Source organism: Sphingobium sp. SJ10-10 (assembly GCF_036038995.2).
In the GTDB taxonomy this organism is placed as follows: domain Bacteria; phylum Pseudomonadota; class Alphaproteobacteria; order Sphingomonadales; family Sphingomonadaceae; genus Sphingobium.
Window position 1 is genome coordinate 2,582,066 of record NZ_CP158132.1, and the last position, 19,372, is coordinate 2,601,437.

19 protein-coding genes and 2 tRNA genes are annotated in these 19,372 nt (G+C 62.8%); 16 read left to right on the forward strand and 5 right to left on the reverse strand.

Features of this window, described 5'->3' with window-relative positions; genetic code table 11:
• The first annotated feature begins 51 nt into the window (after nucleotides 1-51).
• The 12 genes from VVT58_RS12550 to VVT58_RS12605 all read left to right on the forward strand — a co-directional run bounded on the left by VVT58_RS12550 (nucleotide 52) and on the right by VVT58_RS12605 (nucleotide 11,251).
• The gene (locus tag VVT58_RS12550) at nucleotides 52-2,175 is read left to right on the forward strand and encodes a sodium-translocating pyrophosphatase (protein ID WP_066561018.1); all 2,124 of its coding nucleotides are present in this window, start codon (nucleotides 52-54) and stop codon (nucleotides 2,173-2,175) included.
• A gap of 230 nt (nucleotides 2,176-2,405) precedes the next feature.
• Nucleotides 2,406-3,086 carry a DUF2490 domain-containing protein gene (locus VVT58_RS12555; protein ID WP_327752796.1) on the forward strand — a complete coding sequence of 227 codons (681 nt, stop codon included), beginning with the start codon at nucleotides 2,406-2,408 and terminating at the stop codon, nucleotides 3,084-3,086.
• A gap of 86 nt (nucleotides 3,087-3,172) precedes the next feature.
• Nucleotides 3,173-4,297, forward strand: a complete 1,125-nt coding sequence (locus VVT58_RS12560; protein WP_327752795.1) for an 8-amino-7-oxononanoate synthase — start codon at nucleotides 3,173-3,175, stop codon at nucleotides 4,295-4,297.
• Nucleotides 4,294-4,908, forward strand: coding sequence for a dethiobiotin synthase (bioD, locus tag VVT58_RS12565; RefSeq protein ID WP_327752794.1), 615 nt, complete (start codon nucleotides 4,294-4,296; stop codon nucleotides 4,906-4,908). Before VVT58_RS12560 ends, bioD begins: the two co-directional genes overlap by 4 nt.
• 182 nt (nucleotides 4,909-5,090) lie before the next feature.
• Nucleotides 5,091-7,121: a M13-type metalloendopeptidase gene (locus VVT58_RS12570; RefSeq protein ID WP_327752793.1), complete on the forward strand. Its 2,031-nt coding sequence runs from the start codon at nucleotides 5,091-5,093 to the stop codon at nucleotides 7,119-7,121.
• A gap of 216 nt (nucleotides 7,122-7,337) precedes the next feature.
• On the forward strand, nucleotides 7,338-7,748 hold the full coding sequence (locus VVT58_RS12575; protein WP_066561030.1) for a DUF4168 domain-containing protein: 411 nt from the start codon (nucleotides 7,338-7,340) through the stop codon (nucleotides 7,746-7,748).
• A gap of 44 nt (nucleotides 7,749-7,792) precedes the next feature.
• A complete protein-coding gene (locus VVT58_RS12580; RefSeq protein WP_327752792.1) occupies nucleotides 7,793-9,082 on the forward strand; it encodes an adenosylmethionine--8-amino-7-oxononanoate transaminase in 1,290 nt (429 codons plus the stop codon).
• Between the two features lie 59 nt (nucleotides 9,083-9,141).
• Nucleotides 9,142-9,360 (forward strand): translation initiation factor IF-1, encoded by a 219-nt coding sequence (infA, locus tag VVT58_RS12585; protein WP_003049127.1) that lies wholly within the window; start codon nucleotides 9,142-9,144, stop codon nucleotides 9,358-9,360.
• A 12-nt stretch (nucleotides 9,361-9,372) separates the two neighbouring features.
• Nucleotides 9,373-9,945, forward strand: coding sequence for a nucleoside triphosphate pyrophosphatase (locus tag VVT58_RS12590; protein WP_327752791.1), 573 nt, complete (start codon nucleotides 9,373-9,375; stop codon nucleotides 9,943-9,945).
• A 5-nt stretch (nucleotides 9,946-9,950) separates the two neighbouring features.
• Nucleotides 9,951-10,940 (forward strand): ribonuclease, encoded by a 990-nt coding sequence (locus VVT58_RS12595; protein ID WP_066561038.1) that lies wholly within the window; start codon nucleotides 9,951-9,953, stop codon nucleotides 10,938-10,940.
• A complete protein-coding gene (locus VVT58_RS12600; RefSeq protein ID WP_082748736.1) occupies nucleotides 10,930-11,124 on the forward strand; it encodes a DNA gyrase inhibitor YacG in 195 nt (64 codons plus the stop codon). Before VVT58_RS12595 ends, VVT58_RS12600 begins: the two co-directional genes overlap by 11 nt.
• Nucleotides 11,125-11,175: 51 nt before the next feature.
• A tRNA-Phe gene (locus VVT58_RS12605) sits at nucleotides 11,176-11,251 on the forward strand.
• An 80-nt stretch (nucleotides 11,252-11,331) separates the two neighbouring features.
• Here the strand turns inward: VVT58_RS12605 and VVT58_RS12610 are convergent.
• Both VVT58_RS12610 and VVT58_RS12615 read right to left on the reverse strand, forming a co-directional pair.
• A complete protein-coding gene (locus VVT58_RS12610; RefSeq protein ID WP_327752790.1) occupies nucleotides 11,332-11,940 on the reverse strand; it encodes a tyrosine-type recombinase/integrase in 609 nt (202 codons plus the stop codon).
• 64 nt (nucleotides 11,941-12,004) lie between these two features.
• Entirely contained in the window at nucleotides 12,005-13,336 is a 1,332-nt protein-coding gene (locus VVT58_RS12615; protein WP_327752789.1) for an IS5 family transposase, read from the reverse strand.
• Between VVT58_RS12615 and VVT58_RS12620 the strand changes: the two genes are divergently transcribed.
• Genes VVT58_RS12620 through istB form a run of 3 tightly spaced genes read left to right on the forward strand, consistent with a single transcriptional unit; the run spans nucleotide 13,278 to nucleotide 15,694 of the window.
• On the forward strand, nucleotides 13,278-13,541 hold the full coding sequence (locus tag VVT58_RS12620) for a hypothetical protein (protein WP_352000043.1): 264 nt from the start codon (nucleotides 13,278-13,280) through the stop codon (nucleotides 13,539-13,541). The two genes, VVT58_RS12615 and VVT58_RS12620, sit on opposite strands and share 59 nt — an antisense overlap.
• The gene (istA, locus tag VVT58_RS12625) at nucleotides 13,522-14,979 is read left to right on the forward strand and encodes an IS21 family transposase (protein WP_327754305.1); all 1,458 of its coding nucleotides are present in this window, start codon (nucleotides 13,522-13,524) and stop codon (nucleotides 14,977-14,979) included. The genes VVT58_RS12620 and istA overlap by 20 nt, the downstream gene beginning before the upstream one ends.
• Nucleotides 14,966-15,694, forward strand: coding sequence for an IS21-like element helper ATPase IstB (gene istB / locus VVT58_RS12630; protein WP_327754304.1), 729 nt, complete (start codon nucleotides 14,966-14,968; stop codon nucleotides 15,692-15,694). The genes istA and istB overlap by 14 nt, the downstream gene beginning before the upstream one ends.
• Nucleotides 15,695-15,938: 244 nt before the next feature.
• Here istB and VVT58_RS12635 read toward each other — a convergent pair whose 3' ends face one another.
• Nucleotides 15,939-16,850: a macro domain-containing protein gene (locus tag VVT58_RS12635; protein WP_327753350.1), complete on the reverse strand. Its 912-nt coding sequence runs from the start codon at nucleotides 16,848-16,850 to the stop codon at nucleotides 15,939-15,941.
• 297 nt (nucleotides 16,851-17,147) lie between these two features.
• Nucleotides 17,148-17,239 (reverse strand) — tRNA-Ser (locus VVT58_RS12640).
• A 230-nt stretch (nucleotides 17,240-17,469) separates the two neighbouring features.
• On the opposite strand from VVT58_RS12640, the gene VVT58_RS12645 reads away from it, so the two are divergent.
• The gene (locus VVT58_RS12645; RefSeq protein ID WP_327753348.1) at nucleotides 17,470-18,282 is read left to right on the forward strand and encodes an EipA family protein; all 813 of its coding nucleotides are present in this window, start codon (nucleotides 17,470-17,472) and stop codon (nucleotides 18,280-18,282) included.
• A 4-nt stretch (nucleotides 18,283-18,286) separates the two neighbouring features.
• Here the strand turns inward: VVT58_RS12645 and dinB are convergent, their stop codons facing one another.
• Nucleotides 18,287-19,369 (reverse strand): DNA polymerase IV, encoded by a 1,083-nt coding sequence (dinB, locus tag VVT58_RS12650; RefSeq protein ID WP_327753346.1) that lies wholly within the window; start codon nucleotides 19,367-19,369, stop codon nucleotides 18,287-18,289.
• Nucleotides 19,370-19,372: the final 3 nt, after the last annotated feature.

The window sequence follows — 19,372 nt, forward strand, 5'->3', positions numbered from 1 at the left end:
ATTCCCTGCGGAGTGGCCGATGACAGGCATAACAGGGGGAGAGGAACATTCATGCAGATTGTCACAATTGCCATAGGGTGCGGCCTGCTGGCCGTGCTCTACGGCCTGTTCACCAGTCGACAGGTGCTGGCGGCATCCGCCGGCAATGAAACCATGCAACAGATTGCGGGCGCGATTCAGGAAGGCGCGAAGGCCTATCTCAGCCGTCAATATATGACGATCGGCATGGTCGGCGTCGTCGTCGCGGGGCTGGTCCTTTTCTTCTTAGGCGCGACGTCAGCGATAGGATTTTTGATCGGCGCGATCCTTTCGGGCTCGGCAGGCTTCATCGGCATGAACATCTCGGTCCGTGCCAATGTCCGCACCGCCGAAGCCGCCCGCACGTCCTTGCAAAGCGGCCTGACGGTGGCTTTCCGGGCGGGCGCGATCACCGGCATGCTGGTGGCGGGGCTGGCGCTGCTCGCGATCAGCCTGTTCTTCTGGTATCTGACCGGACCTGCGGGGCATGCGCCCGACGACCGGCTGGTGATCGACTCTCTGGTGGCCCTGGCCTTTGGCGCCAGCCTTATTTCCATCTTCGCGCGTCTGGGCGGCGGCATCTTCACCAAGGCGGCGGACGTCGGCGCGGATCTTGTCGGCAAGGTCGAGGCGGGCATCCCGGAGGATGACCCCCGCAACCCCGCCGTGATCGCGGACAATGTCGGCGACAATGTCGGCGACTGCGCGGGCATGGCGGCCGACCTGTTCGAAACCTATGTGGTGACGGTCGGCGCGACCATGGTGCTGACCGCGCTGTTGGTGAAGGGCGTCGACAATGCGTTCCTGATGCAGCTCATGTCGCTGCCGCTGATCGTCGGCGGCGTGTGCATCATCACCTCGATCATCGGCACCTATATGGTGCGGCTGGGGGCGAGCCAGTCGATCATGGGCGCGCTTTACAAGGGTTTCTGGACCACGGCGATCCTGTCGATCCCGGCGCTCTACGCGGTCACCCAATATACGCTGGGCGATCTCAATGCCCGCTTCGGCACCGATCTGGACGGGTCGGGCGGATATACCGGCATGGCGCTGTTCTGGTCGATGATGGTCGGCCTTGCGGTGACGGGCCTGATCGTCTGGATCACCGAATATTATACCGGCACCAACTACCGCCCGGTGCGCAGTATCGCCCGCGCATCGGAAACCGGCCACGGCACCAACGTCATCCAGGGCTTGGCCGTCAGCCTGGAGGCGACCGCGCTGCCGACGCTGGTGATCGTGGCCGGCATCATCGTCGCCCATCAGCTTGCGGGCCTGATCGGCATCGCCTTTGCGGCGACGGCCATGCTGGCGCTGGCGGGCATGGTCGTGGCGCTCGACGCCTATGGCCCGGTCACCGACAATGCCGGCGGCATCGCGGAAATGGCGCATATGGACGACAGCGTCCGGGTCAAGACCGACGCGCTCGACGCGGTGGGCAACACCACAAAGGCGGTGACCAAGGGCTATGCCATCGGCTCTGCGGGCCTCGCCGCGCTGGTGCTGTTCGGCGCCTATACGGAGGATCTGAAATTCTACAACTCGGCGCTTGGCCTGACCGAGCCGGTCGATTTCAGCCTGTCCAACCCTTATGTCATCGTTGGCCTGCTGCTTGGCGCGCTGCTGCCCTATCTGTTCGGCGCGATGGGCATGACTGCCGTGGGTCGAGCAGCCGGTGACGTGGTGAAAGACGTGCGCGACCAGTTCGCCACCAACAAGGGCATTATGGAGGGCACGTCGCGGCCCGATTACGCCCGCACCGTGGACCTTGTCACTCGCGCCGCGATCAAGGAGATGATCATCCCCAGCCTGCTGCCGGTGCTGGCGCCGATCGTCGTCTATTTCGCGATCTCGGCGGTGGCGGGCACGCCCAACGGCTTCGCGGCCTTGGGCGCGCTGCTGCTGGGCGTGATCGTCTCGGGCCTGTTCGTCGCCATTTCGATGACCTCGGGCGGCGGCGCCTGGGATAACGCCAAGAAGTTCATCGAAGACGGCAATCATGGCGGCAAGGGCAGCGAAGCCCATAAGGCGGCCGTGACGGGCGACACGGTAGGCGATCCCTACAAGGATACGGCGGGGCCTGCCGTCAATCCGATGATCAAGATCACCAATATCGTCGCCCTGCTGTTGTTGGCTGCGCTCGCGCACGGCGCGTAACTCGCCGCTTGAAAAGGGAAAGACGGGAAGATGGCTCCGCCCTGCAAAGGGGCGGGGCCGTTATTTTGCGGGAAGCAGGATGCGGTGCTGAAGGTTCTTCGGCGACGGCACGGCCTTTAGGCCAAGGAGATAGAAATGTCACAAATTAGAAATGATATAGTCACAAGATTGTAACGTAATAGTCATAGTTGGCCCCCGTTCGCCAGGATGGCGAGAGGAGAATCACAATCATGCGACTGACCTGCAAACTGCTGCCTGCGCTCGCCCTGCTGGCCGCTCCGGCCGTGGCGCACGCCAGCGAGGATGAACAGCTCTGGACCGCCGCCAGCGCGACCGTGAAGCTGAGCGATCATTGGCGCTTTTCGCAAGAGGTCATCGCCCGGTTCAGCGATGATCGCGACGGGCTGTACGAGGTCGAAATGAATTCGCTGATCGGCTATAAGGTCAGCAAGAAAGTCACGGTCTGGGCCGGCTATACCCATGACCCGCAATATAATGGCGGCGACTTCACGGTGATGGAGCATCGCGGGCGCCAGCAGGTGACCTTCGACAATATCGTCAAGATCGGCCCCGGTCAGCTCAGCGCGCGCCTGCGGCTGGAGGAACGCTGGCGCGAGGGGGTGGACGGCACCGCCTGGCGGCTGCGCCCCTATGTCAAATATGTGCTGCCGTTCAGGGAAGGCGGCAAGACCGCGCTGCTGCTGAGCCATGAAAGCTTCATCGATCTCAACACCACCAATTTCCAGCGGGTCGAGGGCGAGGAGCGGATGCGCAACCTGATCGCCATCACCACCCCGATCGCGAAGAATGTGAATGCGGAGATCGGCTATCTCCACCAGCACGGCTTCCGCCCGCATGCCGATGATCCCAACGACAATGTCGCTTCCTTTTCTTTGAGCTTCTCCTTCTAAAATTCCTCCCCATCCGTCGACGGGAGAATTGATTCTCCCGTCGACCGGCTTGCCCGGCCCGCCCCTGCGGGCCTATACGCCGCGCCATGACCAGCGAACCTTTCCGTTCCCAACTGGCGGCGTTAGAGAAGCGGGGCCGCCTGCGCCGCCTGGTGCCGCGCGCCGGGCGGGACTTTGCCTCCAACGATTATCTCGGCCTCGCCTCCGACCCGATCATCGCGCAGGCCGTGGCCGACGCCTTGGCGCGGGGCGTGCCGGTGGGGTCGGGCGGATCGCGGCTGCTGCGCGGCAATGCGCCCGAACATGAAGGGCTGGAGGCCAAGGCCGCCGATTTCTTCAAGACGCAGGCCGCGTTGTTCATGGCGAACGGCTTTGCCGCCAATCTGGCGCTGTTTTCCACCCTGCCGCAGCGGGGCGACCTGATCGTCGCGGACGAGCTGATCCATGCCAGCGTCCATGACGGCATCCGCATGTCAAAGGCTGTGGCCGTCTTCGCCCGCCATAATGATGTGCAGAGCTTTGCCGACCTGATCGCCGCCTGGCGGCAGGAAGGCGGCAAGGGCCGCGTCTGGATCGCCGTGGAAACGCTCTATTCCATGGATGGGGACATGGCGCCGCTTAGCGATCTGGCGGTGCTGGCGGCGAAGCATGAGGCCATGCTGATCCTGGACGAAGCCCATGGCACCGGCGTTTTCGGGCCGTCGGGACGGGGTTTGTCGGCGGGACTGGACGGGCTGCATAATGTCGTGACCTTGCACACCTGTGGCAAGGCGATGGGGGTGGAGGGCGCGCTGATCTGCGGGCCGCGAATCCTGATCGACTATCTGATCAACCGGGCGCGCGCCTTCATCTTCTCCACCGCGCCCTCGCCGTTGATGGCGGTCGCGGTTTCGGCCGCGCTCGACCGGATCGAGCAGGCGAGCGACCTGCGCGACCGGTTGAAGACGCTGCGGGTCGACGCCGGCGAAGCGATATGCGCGCCGCTAGGCCTGCCCGCGCCGCGCAGCCAGATCATTCCGGTCATTTTGGGCGAGGATCGCCGCGCCATGGCCGCCGCCGCCGCCTTGCAGGAGGCTGGGTTCGACGTGCGCGGGATCCGCCCGCCGACCGTGCCGCCGGGCACCAGCCGCCTGCGGATTTCGCTGACGCTGAATGTCGGCCGCGCCGATATCGCCGCTTTGGGCGAGGCGTTGCGCAAGGTGGTGGCATGAGCGTCTTCATCGTCACCGGCACGGATACCGACATCGGCAAGACCGTCTTCGCGGCGGGCCTTGCCGGGGCGCTGGGCGCTTATTATTGGAAGCCGGTCCAGGCGGGCATCGACCCCCAAGGCGACAAGGAGCGGGTCGCCGCGCTCTCCGGCCTGCCCGCGTCGCGCATCCTGCCTGAAGCCTATCGCCTGACCACACCCGCCTCCCCCCACTTGGCGGCGCGGATAGACGGGGTGGAGATCGGACTCGACCGGCTGGCTTTGCCGCAGGTCGATGGCCCGCTGGTGGTCGAGGGCGCGGGCGGACTGATGGTGCCGGTCAGCGAGACGCTGTTGATGATCGACCTGTTCGCTCATTGGCGCGCGCCGGTCATCCTCTGTGCGCGGACGGGGCTGGGCACGATCAACCATAGCCTGCTCAGCATCGAGGCGTTGCGGGCGCAGAGCATTTCGATCGCGGGGATCGCCTTCATCGGTGAGCCGAATGAGGAGAATGAGCGGATCATTCCGGAACTAGGGAGGGTATCCAGCCTGGGACGGTTGCCATATCTCGATCCGCTGGATGCTGCGACGCTGAAAACGGCTTTTGCGGCATCCATCACCCTGCCCTGAGGCGCCTCATCCTCCTGCCTTCGCAGCAGCATGATATCCTCTGAGCGAAACAGCCTCCCAAACCCGCAAGCGTCGAAGATTTTTCGACAAACGACATGGACATCCCCGTCTTCGGGCGCTCAACTCCCGGCCATCATGGGTGCGTCCACGCGCCCTGACCAGATGAAGCAAGGGAAGCTTTGATGAAATATCTCCTCCTCGGCGCGGCGGCAGTTGCGCTGGTTGCAGGCGCGTCCGTCGCCCAAACCGATCCGGCCAAGTCCGATCCGGCAATGAAACCCACTTATGGCAGCTATGGCTTCGACAGCGCTGGCATGGACAAGTCGGTAAAGCCCGGCGACGATTTCTACGATCATGCCAACGGCACCTGGACGAAGAACACGCCGATCCCCGCCGACAAGTCCAATTATGGCGCCTTCAACACGCTGGACGACCTGTCGCGCGAGCGGACCAAGGGCATTCTCGACGCCGCGCAGAACGACCCGAACAGCAAGATCGGGACCGCCTATGCCAGCTATCTTGACGCCGCCACGGTCGAAGCCAGGGGGCTGAACCCCGCCAAGCCCTGGATCGCGAAGATCAAGGCGGTGAAGGACAAGGCATCCTACGCAAAGCTGACCGCCGAAGCCGCGCGCGCAGGGATTGACGGCCCCTTCGGCTTCTACGTCAATCAGGACGACAAAGACCCGGAAACCTACATCCTTGTCCTGCACCAGTCCGGCCTCGGCCTGCCCGACCGCGATTTCTATCTGGAGCTGGATGCGAAGATGGCGGCGATCCGCACCGCTTATGTCGCGCATCTGGAAAAGATGCTGATGCTCGCTGGTGAAGCGGATGCCAAGGCCCGCGCCGCCGCGCTGATGGCCTTCGAGACGGAGGTCGCCAGAGTCCACTGGACCCAGGTCGACAGCCGCGACGCCGACAAGACCTATAACAAGATGACGCTGGCGGAATTGCAGAAGGCCGCGCCGGGCTTTGATTTCACCGCCTATTTCGCCGCCAACAAGCTCCATCCCAAGGATGTTCTGGTGTCGCAACCAAGCGCCGTCACTGGGGAGGCTACGTTGATCGCCAAGACGCCCGTCGGCGTGCTGAAGGACGCGCTGCTGCTGCGCACGCTGCACAGCTTTGCCGACCAACTGCCGGACGCGGTCGCCAATGAGAATTTCGCTTTCTACGGCACCGCCCTGTCAGGCACGCCGGAACGTGAGGCCCGCTGGAAACGCGCCGTGGATTTCCTGAAGGGTTCCATGGGCGAGGAAGTCGGCAAAGCCTATGTCGCCAAATATTTCCCGCCCGAAACCAAGGCGGCGATGGATCAGCTCGTCAAGAATGTGATCGCCGCCATGGGCCGCCGCATCGATGGCCTCACATGGATGAGCGACGCCGCCAAGGCCCGCGCCCATAAGAAGCTGGCCGCCTTCACGCCGAAGATCGGCTATCCCGACAAATGGCGCGACTATACGGGCCTGACCGTCAAACGCGACGACCTGTTCGGCAATGCCCTGCGGTCGAACCAGTTTGAGTTCGACTATCAGATGGGCAAGCTCGGCAAGCCGATCTATCGCTGGGAATGGGGCATGACGCCGATGGAGATCAACGCCTATGCCAATTTCGGCATGGTGGAGATCGTGTTCCCCGCCGCCATATTGCAGCCGCCCTTTTTCGATCCCCATGCCGATCCGGCGGTCAATTATGGCGGCATCGGCGCGGTGATCGGCCATGAACTCAGCCATCATTTCGACGATCAGGGCGCGAAATATGACGAGACGGGCAAGCTCAACCAATGGTGGAGCGACCAGGACGTCGCCAATTTCAAGGCGCTGACCGACAAGCTGGTCAAGCAATATGACGCCTATGAACCCTTCCCCGGCGCGCATGTGAAGGGCGCCTTCACCCTGGGCGAGAATATTGGCGACCTCGCCGGAGTCGCGGTGGCGCTCGACGCCTATCACGTCTCGCTGGGCGGCAAGCCTGCTCCGGTGATCGACGGCACGACCGGCGACCAGCGCTTCTTCCTGGGTTGGGCGCAGGTGTGGCGGCGCAATTATCGCGAGCCCAATTTGCGCCAGCGCCTCGTCACCGATCCGCATTCGCCATCGCAATATCGCGCCGACACGGTGCGCAATTTCGACCAATGGTATTCGGCCTTCAAGCCGGAAGCGGGCGGCAAGATATTTCTTGCGCCGCAAGATCGGGTGAAGATCTGGTGAGAATCAGAAGGAGCCGGACGAGAGAATCCGGCTCCTTTTTCATTCCGGAAAAGCAATGAATTTTCGCGACGGCGAAACGTTTGAGTCATGCGATTAACTGCATTTTATCTGTTGACCGTCTCTTAAATGCAACATTTGGTCGGATGGCTCTTTTCTCATGACAACCTCTTCCACAGCTTGGCGTTCAAACCATAGGTAAAGTTGAGGAGAAGCAATTTGTCGGGTTTGAATAATATCTTTCTGAAGGCCGGTATGGCGTCGATCGCGCTGGCCGCTGCCGCTCCGGTTCTGGCTCAGGGTGCCGCTGCCCCCGCCGCGCCCGCCCAGTCGGCGCCTGCCGCTCCAGCGGCTGGTGCCAGTAATTTCTCGGACGCCGATATCAAGCAGTTCGCCGCCGCCGCCGTCGAGGTGACGAAGATCCAGCAGGACAGCTCGATCGCCGCCGCCGACAAGCAGCCCAAAATGCTGGCGGCGCTCCAGGCGTCGGGCATCCCGCCGGAAAAATTCAACCAGATCGGCCAGGCCGCTGCCGCTGATCCGGCGCTCCAGCAGAAGATTCAGGCTGCCGCTCCAACGTCCTCGGCTGCGGACGCGAGCGCTGCTCCGGCTACCCCGCCCGCTCAATAAGCGCGGCATTGCACAGAGGGAGGTCATCGGCCTAAGCAACGGCCATGACCTCTCCTGTCTGGCACCCCTTTTTCCAGCACGGCCTGAACGAGCCGATCCCCCATGTCGACCGGGCGGAGGGGGCTTTGCTGCATCTGGCCGACGGCGGCACGCTGATCGACGGCATCTCAAGCTGGTGGGTGACGACCCACGGCCATTGCCATCCCCGGATCTCGGCGGCCATTGCCGAACAGGCGGGGAAGCTCGATCAGCTCATCTTCGCTGGCTACACCCATCAACCGGCGGAAGAGGTCGCGCGCGGGCTGGTCGACCTTGCACCCCGCGCGGCGGATCGCGATCCGCTGGCCCATGCCTTCTTCTCCGACAGCGGCTCCACGGCGGTCGAAGTCGCGCTCAAAATGGCGCTCGGCTATTGGCACAATCTGGCGCTCGATGGCCTCTCCGAACCGCGCCACCGCATCCTCGTGCTCCAGCACAGCTATCATGGCGATACCATCGGCACCATGTCGGTGGGCGAGCGCGGCGTCTACAACGCCGCCTGGTCGCCACTGCTGTTCGATGTGGAGACCATCCCCTTTCCCGTCCCCGGCGCGGAACAGGCGACCCTCGACGCGCTTGAAGCCGCCTGCGCACAAAGGCCCGCCGCCTTCATCGTCGAGCCGCTGATCCTGGGCGCGGGGGGAATGCTGATCTACCCCGCCTCCGTCCTGCGCGAGATGGCGGCGATCTGCGCTCGTCACGACGTCCTCTTCATAGCGGACGAGGTGATGACCGGCTGGGGCCGCACTGGAACCCTCTTCGCCTGCGAGCAGGCGGGCGTGGTGCCGGACATCATGGCCGTGGCGAAGGGCATTACCGGCGGCACGATTCCCCTCGCCGTGACCCTCGCGACATCGCGCATCTTCGAAGCGCACAAGTCGACGGACCGCGCCCGGCTTTTCTACCATTCGAGCAGCTACACCGCCAACGCCATCGCTTGCGCCGCCGCCGCCGCCAACCTCGCCATCTGGCGCGAGGAGGATGTGCTCGGCCGTATCGCTGCTCTGGCTCAAGGCATGGCGGACCGACTCGAAAAATTGGCAGGCCATCCCGCCTTCGCCAACCCGCGCCAGATCGGCGCCATCGCCGCGATCGACCTGATCGCGCCTGACGCCGGCTATCTTTCCGACCTCGCGCCGCGCCTGCGTGCCTTTGCGCATGAAAACGGCCTCTTGCTGCGGCCGCTCGGGAACACCATCTATCTCATGCCGCCCTATTGCCTTGACGCGGATCAGCTCGATCACGTCTTTGCGGTCCTTCAAAAAGCCGGTGATGCGTTCGGCGTTTCAGCCTGACTTTCTTTTTCAGCATTTTGGCGCTATGGCGGCGCGATTTTTCGGTTTCCCAGGATATTATGGCAAAAGAAGAACTGCTTGAAATGCGCGGACAGGTTGTGGAGCTTCTCCCCAACGCCATGTTTCGCGTGCGGCTTGAAAATGATCACGAGATCCTCGGCCACACTGCCGGCAAGATGCGCAAGAACCGCATCCGCGTGCTGGTGGGCGACGAAGTCCTGGTCGAACTGACTCCCTACGACCTGACCAAGGGTCGGATCACTTACCGCTTCAAATAAGCCGCTGTTCTGATGCGGCTCATTCTTGCTTCGGCTTCTCCCAGACGGCGTGACCTTCTGGGCCAGATCGGTGTGTCTCCCGACGCGGTGGACCCCGCCGACCTTGACGAAACACCCGTGAAAGGCGAACTCCCCTCTGCCTATGCCGCCCGCGTCGCCGCAGACAAGGGCGCTCTGGTCGCTGCACGCCATCCCGGCGCGCTGGTCCTTTCAGGCGATACGGTGGTCGCGGCAGGCCGCCGCATCCTGCCCAAGACAGAGAGCGAAGCGGAAGCACGGGAGTGCCTCCGCATCCTCTCCGGCCGCCGTCATCGCGTGCTGAGCGCGGTCACCCTCATCGACGCGGAGGGCAAGGCGCACCATCGCCTCTCGACCAATATCGTCACTTTCAAACGCCTCGATCGCGCCGAGATCGACGCCTATATCGCCAGCCAGGAATGGCACGGCAAGGCGGGGGGCTATGCGATCCAGGGTCGCGCCGCCGGCCTTATCCGCGCCATCCAGGGCAGCCATAGCGCGATCATGGGCCTGCCCCTTTACGAAACCCGCGCGCTGCTCAAGGCAGCGGGCTATCCACTGGACTGACCGACATGGCCGAATGGCTCTATGAAGAAGGCATTGGCGAGGCCCGCGCCGCGCTGATCGAAAAGGGCCGGCTGGTCGAAGCGCAGATCGAACGCGAGGGTGACGCCGCCCGCGCCGGCTCGGTGATGCAGGGCAAGCTGATCCGCACCGTCATCCCGAAGAAACGGGGCATCGCTCGCCTGATCTCCGGCGAGGAAGTGCTGGTCGAACCCATCCCGCCGAAAATCGCGGAGGGCGCCACCGTCCTGCTCGAAATCCTGCGCGAAGCCATACCGGAAGAGGGCCGCGCCAAGCTCGCCAAGGCGCGCATCGCCCAGCCCGGCTCCAAGGCTCATCCCGCCCCCAGCCTGCTCCAGCGCCTGCGCGCCACCGGCATTCCGGTCGTGCCCTGCCCGGCGCATGAGGAAGACCGCTTCGAAGCCCATGGCTGGAGCGAACTGATGGAAGAGGCGATCTCCGGCGATATCGGAACGGAGGAAGCGGCGCTGCGCATCTTCCCCACGCCCGCCATGATCCTGATCGACGTCGACGGCTCGATGCCACCCGCCAAGCTGGGCCCCAAGGGCGCGAAACTGGCGGCGCAGGCGATCCGCCGCATGGGCCTGACCGGCTCGATCGGCATCGACCTGCCGACGATGAACAACAAGGACGAGCGCGCCGTCGCTTCGGCGCAGATCGACAAATATCTGCCGCTTCCCTTTGAGCGCACGGCGGTCAACGGCTTCGGTTTCGTCCAGATCATCCGCCGCCGCGAGCGCATGAACCTGATGGAACTGCTCCGCGCCGATCCCGTTGAGACGGCGGCGCTGGCGCTGCTGCGCCGTGCCGAACGCCACGGCAATGGCGGCGCGGCGACGATCACCGCTGCCCCTGCGATCATCGACCGATTGCACAAGGCGACCGACTGGATCGAAACGCTCGCCCGCCGCCGTGGCGGCGCGATCAGCTTGAAGGCGGACGCAACCCTCGCCATATCGGCTGGCCATGTCGCATAAATCCTCTTCCTGCCCGGTCTGCGGCCAGCCCTCGCATCCCGAAACCCGCCCTTTCTGCGGAAAGGCCTGCCGCGACCGCGACCTGTTGCAATGGCTGGGCGAGGGCTATCGCGTCCCCGGCTCACCCGCTTCGGACGAGATGAAAAAAAGTGACGATGATGGGCTAGACAGCACCCCGAACTGATGCCTATAGGCACGCCTCACGAAACGGCCCGCGGTTCTCGCCGGGATCCGTGCCCGGGTAGCTCAGTTGGTAGAGCATGCGACTGAAAATCGCAGTGTCGGCGGTTCGACTCCGTCCCCGGGCACCATCAACTCACTGAAAAATAACGATTTTTCTTCTTGTGAGTTAACAGTGTTCAATGCCGTGTGTAATTTTGGTGTAATCGAGTCAGATGGGCAACGCGATACGCTGCTCAAGGTTGTCCATGGCGGCATCGATATGTTCGCCGTTTGCATGAGCATACCGCGCCACCATAGCTAGGGTTTTATGCCCGCTGACCTTCTGAACGGTAGGGAGGTCCACACCTGCCTGCACCAGATGCGTAATCGCTGTGTGGCGGAAGGTGTGACGCAAAACTTGATCCGGGTTGAGGCCCGCCGCTTTTACGACCCGTCTGTGCGCTTTCCGAATCGTCATTACCCTACCTGACTTGCTGGCGCTGTTGGGGAACAACCATTCGGCATCATCGGGCAAGCCTTCCAGATGAGCTTTTAGGAAGTCGGAAAGCGCCTTGGTCATCGGCTGCTCTCGCTGCCCTGCCTTGGCATTAGGTGTGGATCGGCGTGCAAAAAGAACCCCGTTAGCGGGGTGATCGGCGTCTAAAAGGGACCCCTCATTTCGATAGCTTAAAGAGCCGTCTGGATGTTCAGGCGGCGAGATCGGGATGTTGGTTTTGGAGACAGTGGTTCGTATCCGGCGTGAGTATGCCGGCGGGAAGGCGATCAAGTCGCCCGTGAATAAGTGCCTTTTCTGATATTCGGCCGCGGCGGATCGCACGACCGGCCAAGATAATTGTCGCGGGTCGGTGCTGAGGGGCGCCCTGAAGTCGCGGCTTGGGCGATCACCGTGCCGGTAGGGGATCGGGATTGAGCCACGGGTTGAGCAAGGCGCACAAAAGGGCGGCGAGCCAGGCGAGCAGGAGCCTCATATTGTGCCCTGCGGCCACGAGGATAGCGTTGATAGCGTCGCCGGCGGCGCCTTTCAGGTGGTTTCTCTCGAGCAGCCCATCCATTTTGGTATGGCCGATGATGGGCTCGATGGCATTCCTGCGTCTTAACTCGCGCTTGATGGTGGGCGAGGTGATCCCGCGGGTGCGGCTGATGTAGACCTCGGTCTCGCCCTTGTGTCCGTGACCGCGGTAGCCCAGATCGGCATAGGCGCGGCTGACTGCGATGCCGGTGATGCGCTCGACCTGGGCGATCTGGCCGGTGAGCGTATGCCCGTCATAGGGATTGCCCGGCAGTGCCTGCATGCCCAGGATGAACTGCCCACCCTTGGCCCTGTCGTTGGTCACCGCGATCGAGGTCTTCACGCCAAATTCGAACCGGGTGCGCGCCTTGCCCTTGGCGATGCATTCGACCTCGGGGGCATGCAGGGCATAGACCTTGTTCTGGTCCTTGGGCTTTTGGGTACGCACCTTTTCGGCGAGTTCCAGCGTGCGGGCGCAGGCCTCGGTCAGATCGGCATTGCCTTCGGTCTTGCGGCCGACATCGCGCTCGAGCCGGCCAAGCCATGTGCGAAGCTTGCGCAGATGGCGCATGGCCTGCTTGTGGCCTTTGCCGTGGATCAAGCGGGCGACCTCGCGCCGGGTTTCCCGGCCAAGCCGCAGGAATGACTGGCGCAACTTCAAGCCATGCTTTTTCGCAAGGCGATTGAGATGCTCCATCGCCCGCAGCAGCAGGTGGGCGTCGGTGGGATGCGCCACCGCCTTGGTCTGGACGGTCGTGTCGACCGTGATCCGCTCGCATGCCTGCGGGTTCAGCGCGCCGCTCGCCATCGCCACACGCAGTGTCTCGGCGATCAGCAGCTCAAGGGCCTCAGGACCGATCCGACCACGCCAGCGCGACATCGAGGAACGGTCCAGCACAAGCCGGTGACGGAAATATTCTTCGCCGCAAAAATACTGCCAGTACGGGTTTTCGACCCATCTGGCGCACACCTCCTCGTCGGACAGTCCTTCCATGTGCTTGAGAAAATGCAGCCCGGCCATGAGCCGGGTGGGCAGGCCGGGTCGGCCCTTCTTCTCATGATAGAATTTGCCCCAGGCCGTATCGAAGCGCGCCCAGTCGATCTCGCCCGCCAACTTCACTAGCGGATGACGCAAGTCGATCATATTGGTCAGCAACATCCGGAACAACTCGGGTTCTGACAGGCCAGGCTTCTTCGGCGGCATCGCTCAGCTCCTTCGATACCGCACACTGAATCACACCCTGCCGCCGGCTGCCACCCCCTACGTGCGGGCGCGTGCGAAATCGCAAGCTTTTCGCCAAAATCGAGCAGAACCTTGCGATTTCGATTACTTCAAAATCACAAAAAACCACGCATCACTGCGGGTTTCTCCCTTTTTCACGGCCGACGATCAAGGCGATCGCGCGTGATCTGCATGTGTCGCGGAAGGTGATCCGCAAGGCGATCCGGGCGCCGGAAGGCGCATTTGATTATCGACGCAAGGTTCAGCCGCTGCCGCGGATTGGTCCGTTTCAGGATCGCCTGGATGTGCTGTTGGAAGAGAACGAGTTACGGGGGCGGCGTGACCGGCTTCGGATGACCCGTATCCACGACCTTCTGGTGCGTGAGGGTTTCGAGGGGTCTTACGATGCCGTGCGCCGCTATGCCGCACGGTGGAAGGTCGAGCGGCGCAGGGATTTCGGCGACGGGACGACGGCCTTTATTCCGATGCTGTTCCAGCCCGGCGAGGCCTACCAGTTCGACTGGAGCCACGAGGATGTCGAGATCGCCGGCAAGCCGATGCGGGTAAAGGTCGCGCACATGCGGCTGTGCGCGTCGCGGGCGGTCTATGTCCGGGCCTATCCACGCGAGACCCAGGAGATGCTGTTCGACGCGCATGCGCGCGGCTTTGCCTTCTTCGGCGGCGTGCCCCGGCGCGGCATCTACGATAATATGAAGACGGCGGTGACGAGCGTGTTCACCGGCAAGGAGCGGGTGTTCAACCGGCGGTTCCTGATCATGGCCGACCATTATATGGTCGAGCCCACGGCCTGCTCGCCGGCGGCGGGCTGGGAGAAGGGTCAGGTCGAGAACCAGGTGCAGACGATCCGGGGGCGTTTCTTCCAGCCTCGTCTGCGGTTCGCCAGCCTTGAGGAGCTCAACGGCTGGCTGGAAGCCGAGTGCCGGCGCTGGGCCGAACGACAGGCGCATCCTGAGCAGGGCGAACAAACCGTGGCGCAGATGCTGGAGATCGAACGCCCTGCATTACAGTCGATGCTGGGGCCGTTCGACGGCTTCAACGAGAGCGAGCATGGCGTGAGCGGCACCTGCCTTATCAGCTTCGATCGCAACCGATACTCGGTCCTCTCGACGGTGGCGCGGCGCACAGTGCAGGTCCGGGCCTATGCCGACCGCATTATCGTGCGATGCGGCGATGAGGTCGTCGCCGAGCATCCCCGCTTCTTCGGGCGGAACCGCACCATCTATGATCCCTGGCACTATCTGCCGGTGCTGGCCCGCAAGCCCGGCGCGTTGCGCAACGGCGCGCCCTTCCAGGACTGGGAGCTGCCGCCAGCGCTGGCCCGATTGCGACGCAAGTTGGGCAACGGCGATGATGCCGATCGGCGGTTCGTGCGCGTGCTGGCGGCCGTGCTGACCGATGGCCTGGAACTCGTCGAGGCCGCCGTGCGGGAGGCGCTGGCGACCGGCACGGCGAGCGACGACTTGATCCTCAATATCCTGGCACGGCGCCGCGAACCACCGCGACCGCTGACGATCGTCACTTCGGAGGACAACGCCCTGCGGCATCCCCCGATCGCCGACTGTGCCCGTTACGACCAACTGAGGAACTTCCATGCAGCGGCATGACATGATCGACGCGATGCGCGGGCTCGGACTCAAGGGGATGGCCGGCGCGTTCGATGAGGCCGTCACCACGGGCCTCCAGCGTCAGCGCACGACGATGGAGATACTGACCGATCTGCTGCGCGCGGAGGCAACGCACCGCCACGCGGCCTCGATCCGATACCGGATGGCGGCCGCCAAGCTGCCGGTGGTGAAGGATCTCGATGCCTTCCACTTCGAGGGGACACCGATCAACGAGGGGCTGGTCCGTTCGCTGCACAGCGGCGCGTTCCTGCCCGCACGGCGCAATGTCGTCCTGGTCGGCGGCACCGGCACCGGCAAGACCCACCTGGCCATCGCCATCACCGCCAATGTCGTTCGCGCCGGGGCGCGGGGGCGTTACTTCAACACGGTCGATCTGGTGACCCGCCTCGAAGAGGAGGCCCGGATCGGCAAGAGCGGCGCGCTTGCCTCCCAGCTCTCCCGGCTCGATCTCGTGGTTCTGGACGAGCTTGGCTATCTGCCGTTCGCCCGTTCAGGCGGGCAGTTGCTGTTCCATCTGGTCAGCAAGCTTTACGAGCAAACCAGCGTCGTCATCACCACCAATCTGGCGTTCGGGGAATGGCCCACCGTGTTCGGCGATCCCAAGATGACCACCGCTCTCCTCGACCGCGTCACGCATCATTGCGACATCATCGAGACCGGTAATGACAGCTGGCGCTTCAAGAACCGAAACTGATCCCCGCTGCACGCCGCGATTAACATGCTTTGCGCTGCGCGCGCCTCCGGTCGGGCTCCGCCCTCCCTACGCCGCGCGCAGCGCAAGGAGCGTCCCTCCACCGTCGTACCATCCTTGAAAGGGGGTCCCTTTTGCGCGCCGATCGGGGGTCCCGTTTGCACGCCGATTGACATTCGATGAGCATAGAAATCACTGGTCAGACGGGTCTGCCAGTTCTGTATGTGCGCATCTACAAAACCAATGCTTAATGCCATGCCAGTTCGTGCTGCTCACTTGTCTGGCCTGTCGAAGCTACGCCTCGGGCTTCCGGTCTAGGTTCAATGGCAAATTCTGGTTCAGCTTGGCCGGCCCGTTGAATTTGCACCGGTCGCAGATTGGGCAGAACGCTAAGCAGCGACAGCAACGGCTCCGCGCCTGTGCTTATCGACCACCCTGCTTTACGCTTTGTGACCAATCCGCTTTGAAGGTCAAGCCAGACACCCCGAAGGTCTTCTTCTTCTAGGATGCAGCTTTTCGATTCCGTTTCAATTGACAAGCCCTTGTCTTCTCTCAACCAAGCACGGAAAGGAGCCAAAGAGTCTAGAGTTGTTAGCTCCCCCTTCGAAACATTAAGCGCTTGTCCAATGGAAGCCATAAAGCCGTCGAAGCTGTTGCTATATGCCCTCTCTTTCTTGAGAGCAGCGGCTACCGGCTCTAGATGTTCGGGCAGGCCCACATCCACTGTATAATCGTGAATATAGACCGGAATTGATACCCGCGAGAGATATTGTTCCATGATCGGGCGAACTTCATTCCAATCTAGATTGCCATTACCGCAACCCAGTTGAGGAAACGAAATTTCCGTGATTCCCTGATCCGCATAGGCGGATACGAATTTTGCCAGACCCTGCTCGATCCATTCAAGCTTCGAGGGGTTACGCCAATGCACCTTTGTTGGAAAATTCAGTACCCAGCTATCTTGCCCGCGCCAGAGCCAAAGCTTGCCGGGAACTAAAGCTTGTTGGTCGCATATACGCTTATATGCGCGGAACATGTCAGGTTCACGCTGCTTGAAAGCATGAGCCAAGCCCTTTCCCATGACGCCTACGCAATTGACGGTATTCACTAATGTCTGCGCGGGCGATTCGAAAATGCTCGTTCTGCGATAGATTAGCATTTGCTATTTCCTATCGAGGTCTGACGGGGGACAAAGGTCATACTCGCCTCCTCAATGAGAACAAAAAGTGAACATAGCCGTTAGCAAAAAAGTGATTTGCTGTCCAGATGATTAAAAGCACAAAAGTTACCGGCAGCGCAAGTGATCCTTGACATGCAGAATCGACGGTGAGCCGAATCGGGCAGGACGGCGAGGGAGCCGATTCTGCCAATCGTTTTGAAGATGTTGGGCGGCTTGTTGGCCCGCTTCAATCGGCGGCCAAAAAACCTATGAATTTCAATGGCATAGGTAAAAAGGTGGCGGAGACGGAGGGATTCGAACCCTCGGTAGCCCCTTAAGGCTACGACGGTTTAGCAAACCGCTGGTTTCAGCCACTCACCCACGTCTCCGCACGAATTTGCCCACCGGATGAGGTGAGCAGTGGCTAGATGTCGGCCTATAGCGGCGGCTTTCATGCATGGCAACGGTCCGCAGCGGAGAAAAATCGCGCTTATTTCGAAAAGAGGATTCGGACTGGCGCGGAATCGACTCGGGTCGCCGTTCGTTCATTGTCGTTTCAGCTTGTTCCCCGATAATCTGAAATATGGTTGAAGTGCGGGTTCTTTGGGGAGTAGCGGGCATGATCGGGTTTCTGGGGCGGGTTTCGGGCCGCGCGGCAAGGGCAGGCGCTCTGGCGGTCGCGCTGGCGGGCATGACGCTGGCGCCAGTCGCCGCACAGGCGCAAGTGCGCACCGTCGATCCCAACAGCGCCATCGATTCCGACCTGGCGCCCGTGCCGCAGCAGAACAGCACGCCCAGCGATCCGGGCATCGATCCCGGCGTCCAGTCGGGCAGCAGCGCGCCCGCCGACAGCGGCGCGCCCTATAATCCGCCCCCGGCCGCTTCAGGCTCCACGGCGACCGGCGCGCCGGTGACGGCCAACTCTCCCCCCGCGGCGATCGCTCCCGGCGATTCCTATCAGCAGGACGACCTGATCGGCGCGGCCGAGGGAGTGTTCGGCAAGGGCGCGGCAGGGCTGGCCGGCATCATCGAGAAGATCCTGAAGGATCAGGGCCGGCCCAATGCCTATATTGCCGGGCGCGAGGCGTCGGGCGCGTTCGTCGTCGGCCTGCGCTATGGTTCGGGCACGCTCAATCACAAGATCGAGGGCAAGCGCGAGGTCTATTGGACCGGCCCGTCCATCGGCTTCGACGTGGGCGGAAACGCGGCCAATACCTTCGTGCTCGTTTACAATCTCTACGATACCCAGGAACTTTATCACCGCTTCCCGGCAGCCGAGGGCACGGCCTATCTGGTGGGCGGCTTCACCGCCAGCTATCTGCGCTGGGGCAGCGTGGTGCTGATCCCGATCCGGCTGGGCGTGGGTTACCGGCTGGGCGTCAACGCCGGTTACATGAAGTTCACCGAGAAGCGGAACTGGCTGCCCTTCTGAACCGTCAGAGCAGGAGGCGGAGTTGCTCGCCCGCCTCACCGTCCGGTTCCTCCTGATCGAGATTGTGGACACCCAGACCCAATAGCCGCGCGCCCATGCGCAGCGGCAATTGGGCGCGCAGCAGCGCCCGGCCAGTCTCTACCAGAATGTCGGACGAGCGCACCGGGCGGCCGAAGCTTTTCGACCGCGTGATGATCCTGAAATCCGCGAACTTGACCTTGAGCACGACCGTCCGGCCATAAGCGCCGCTCTTTTCGATGCGGCTCCAGAGGTTGACTGCGATCCTGTCGATTTCCGTGATCAGCGCGTCCTCGGTCGTCAGATCGTCGAAGAAAGTATCCTCGACGCTGACCGATTTGCGTTCCTGCCGTTCGTGCACGGGGCGATCGTCCTCGCCCCGCGAGGCGCGATAATAATAATGGGCGGCGCTGCCGAAATGATGCTGGAGGAAGGCCAGATCGCGTGCCCGCAAATCCGCGCCGCTTTCTATGCCGAGCGCCTGCATCCGCTTCGCCGTAACCGGCCCCACGCCATGGATGCGCCGCACCGGCATGTTCGCGATGAAGGCCGCGCCTTCCTCCGGCCGGACGACGCAGATGCCGTCGGGCTTGTTCTGGTCGGACGCCAGCTTGGCGATCAGCTTGTTATAGGACACTCCAGCCGAAGCGGTGAGCCCGGTTTCCTCCCGGATCAGGCGGCGGATGTCCTCTGCTATGCGCGTGGCGGAGGGAATGCCCGGCTTGTTCAGCGTGACGTCGAGATAGGCTTCGTCCAGCGAAAGCGGCTGGATGATGTCGGTGAAGCGCGAGAAAATCTCCCGCACTTGCGCCGAAACAGCACGATAGACCTCAAACCGGGGGCGGACGAACAGCAGATCGGGGCAGAGCCGCCGCGCCCTGGCGCCGGGCATGGCGGAGCGGACGCCATATTTCCGCGCTTCATAGCTGGCCGTGGCGACTACGCCGCGCGGACCGCCGCCGCCGACCGCCAGCGGCTTGCCGCGAAGGCTGGGATCGTCACGCTGCTCGACCGACGCGTAAAAGGCATCCATGTCGATATGGATGATCTTGCGCGGCGGGACTTCCATGGT

What these genes read in the sequence shown, in the direction of transcription:
- VVT58_RS12550 (WP_066561018.1), top strand. Translation starts at nt 52, where the DNA reads ATGCAGATTGTCACAATTGCCATAGGGTGCGGCCTGCTGGCCGTGCTC.
- VVT58_RS12555 (WP_327752796.1), top strand. Translation starts at nt 2,406, where the DNA reads ATGCGACTGACCTGCAAACTGCTGCCTGCGCTCGCCCTGCTGGCCGCT.
- VVT58_RS12560 (WP_327752795.1), top strand. Translation starts at nt 3,173, where the DNA reads ATGACCAGCGAACCTTTCCGTTCCCAACTGGCGGCGTTAGAGAAGCGG.
- bioD (WP_327752794.1), top strand. Translation starts at nt 4,294, where the DNA reads ATGAGCGTCTTCATCGTCACCGGCACGGATACCGACATCGGCAAGACC.
- VVT58_RS12570 (WP_327752793.1), top strand. Translation starts at nt 5,091, where the DNA reads ATGAAATATCTCCTCCTCGGCGCGGCGGCAGTTGCGCTGGTTGCAGGC.
- VVT58_RS12580 (WP_327752792.1), top strand. Translation starts at nt 7,793, where the DNA reads ATGACCTCTCCTGTCTGGCACCCCTTTTTCCAGCACGGCCTGAACGAG.
- infA (WP_003049127.1), top strand. Translation starts at nt 9,142, where the DNA reads ATGGCAAAAGAAGAACTGCTTGAAATGCGCGGACAGGTTGTGGAGCTT.
- VVT58_RS12590 (WP_327752791.1), top strand. Translation starts at nt 9,373, where the DNA reads ATGCGGCTCATTCTTGCTTCGGCTTCTCCCAGACGGCGTGACCTTCTG.
- VVT58_RS12595 (WP_066561038.1), top strand. Translation starts at nt 9,951, where the DNA reads ATGGCCGAATGGCTCTATGAAGAAGGCATTGGCGAGGCCCGCGCCGCG.
- VVT58_RS12600 (WP_082748736.1), top strand. Translation starts at nt 10,930, where the DNA reads ATGTCGCATAAATCCTCTTCCTGCCCGGTCTGCGGCCAGCCCTCGCAT.
- VVT58_RS12615 (WP_327752789.1), bottom strand. Translation starts at nt 13,336, where the DNA reads ATGCCGCCGAAGAAGCCTGGCCTGTCAGAACCCGAGTTGTTCCGGATG.
- istB (WP_327754304.1), top strand. Translation starts at nt 14,966, where the DNA reads ATGCAGCGGCATGACATGATCGACGCGATGCGCGGGCTCGGACTCAAG.
- VVT58_RS12635 (WP_327753350.1), bottom strand. Translation starts at nt 16,850, where the DNA reads ATGCTAATCTATCGCAGAACGAGCATTTTCGAATCGCCCGCGCAGACA.
- VVT58_RS12645 (WP_327753348.1), top strand. Translation starts at nt 17,470, where the DNA reads ATGATCGGGTTTCTGGGGCGGGTTTCGGGCCGCGCGGCAAGGGCAGGC.
- dinB (WP_327753346.1), bottom strand. Translation starts at nt 19,369, where the DNA reads ATGGAAGTCCCGCCGCGCAAGATCATCCATATCGACATGGATGCCTTT.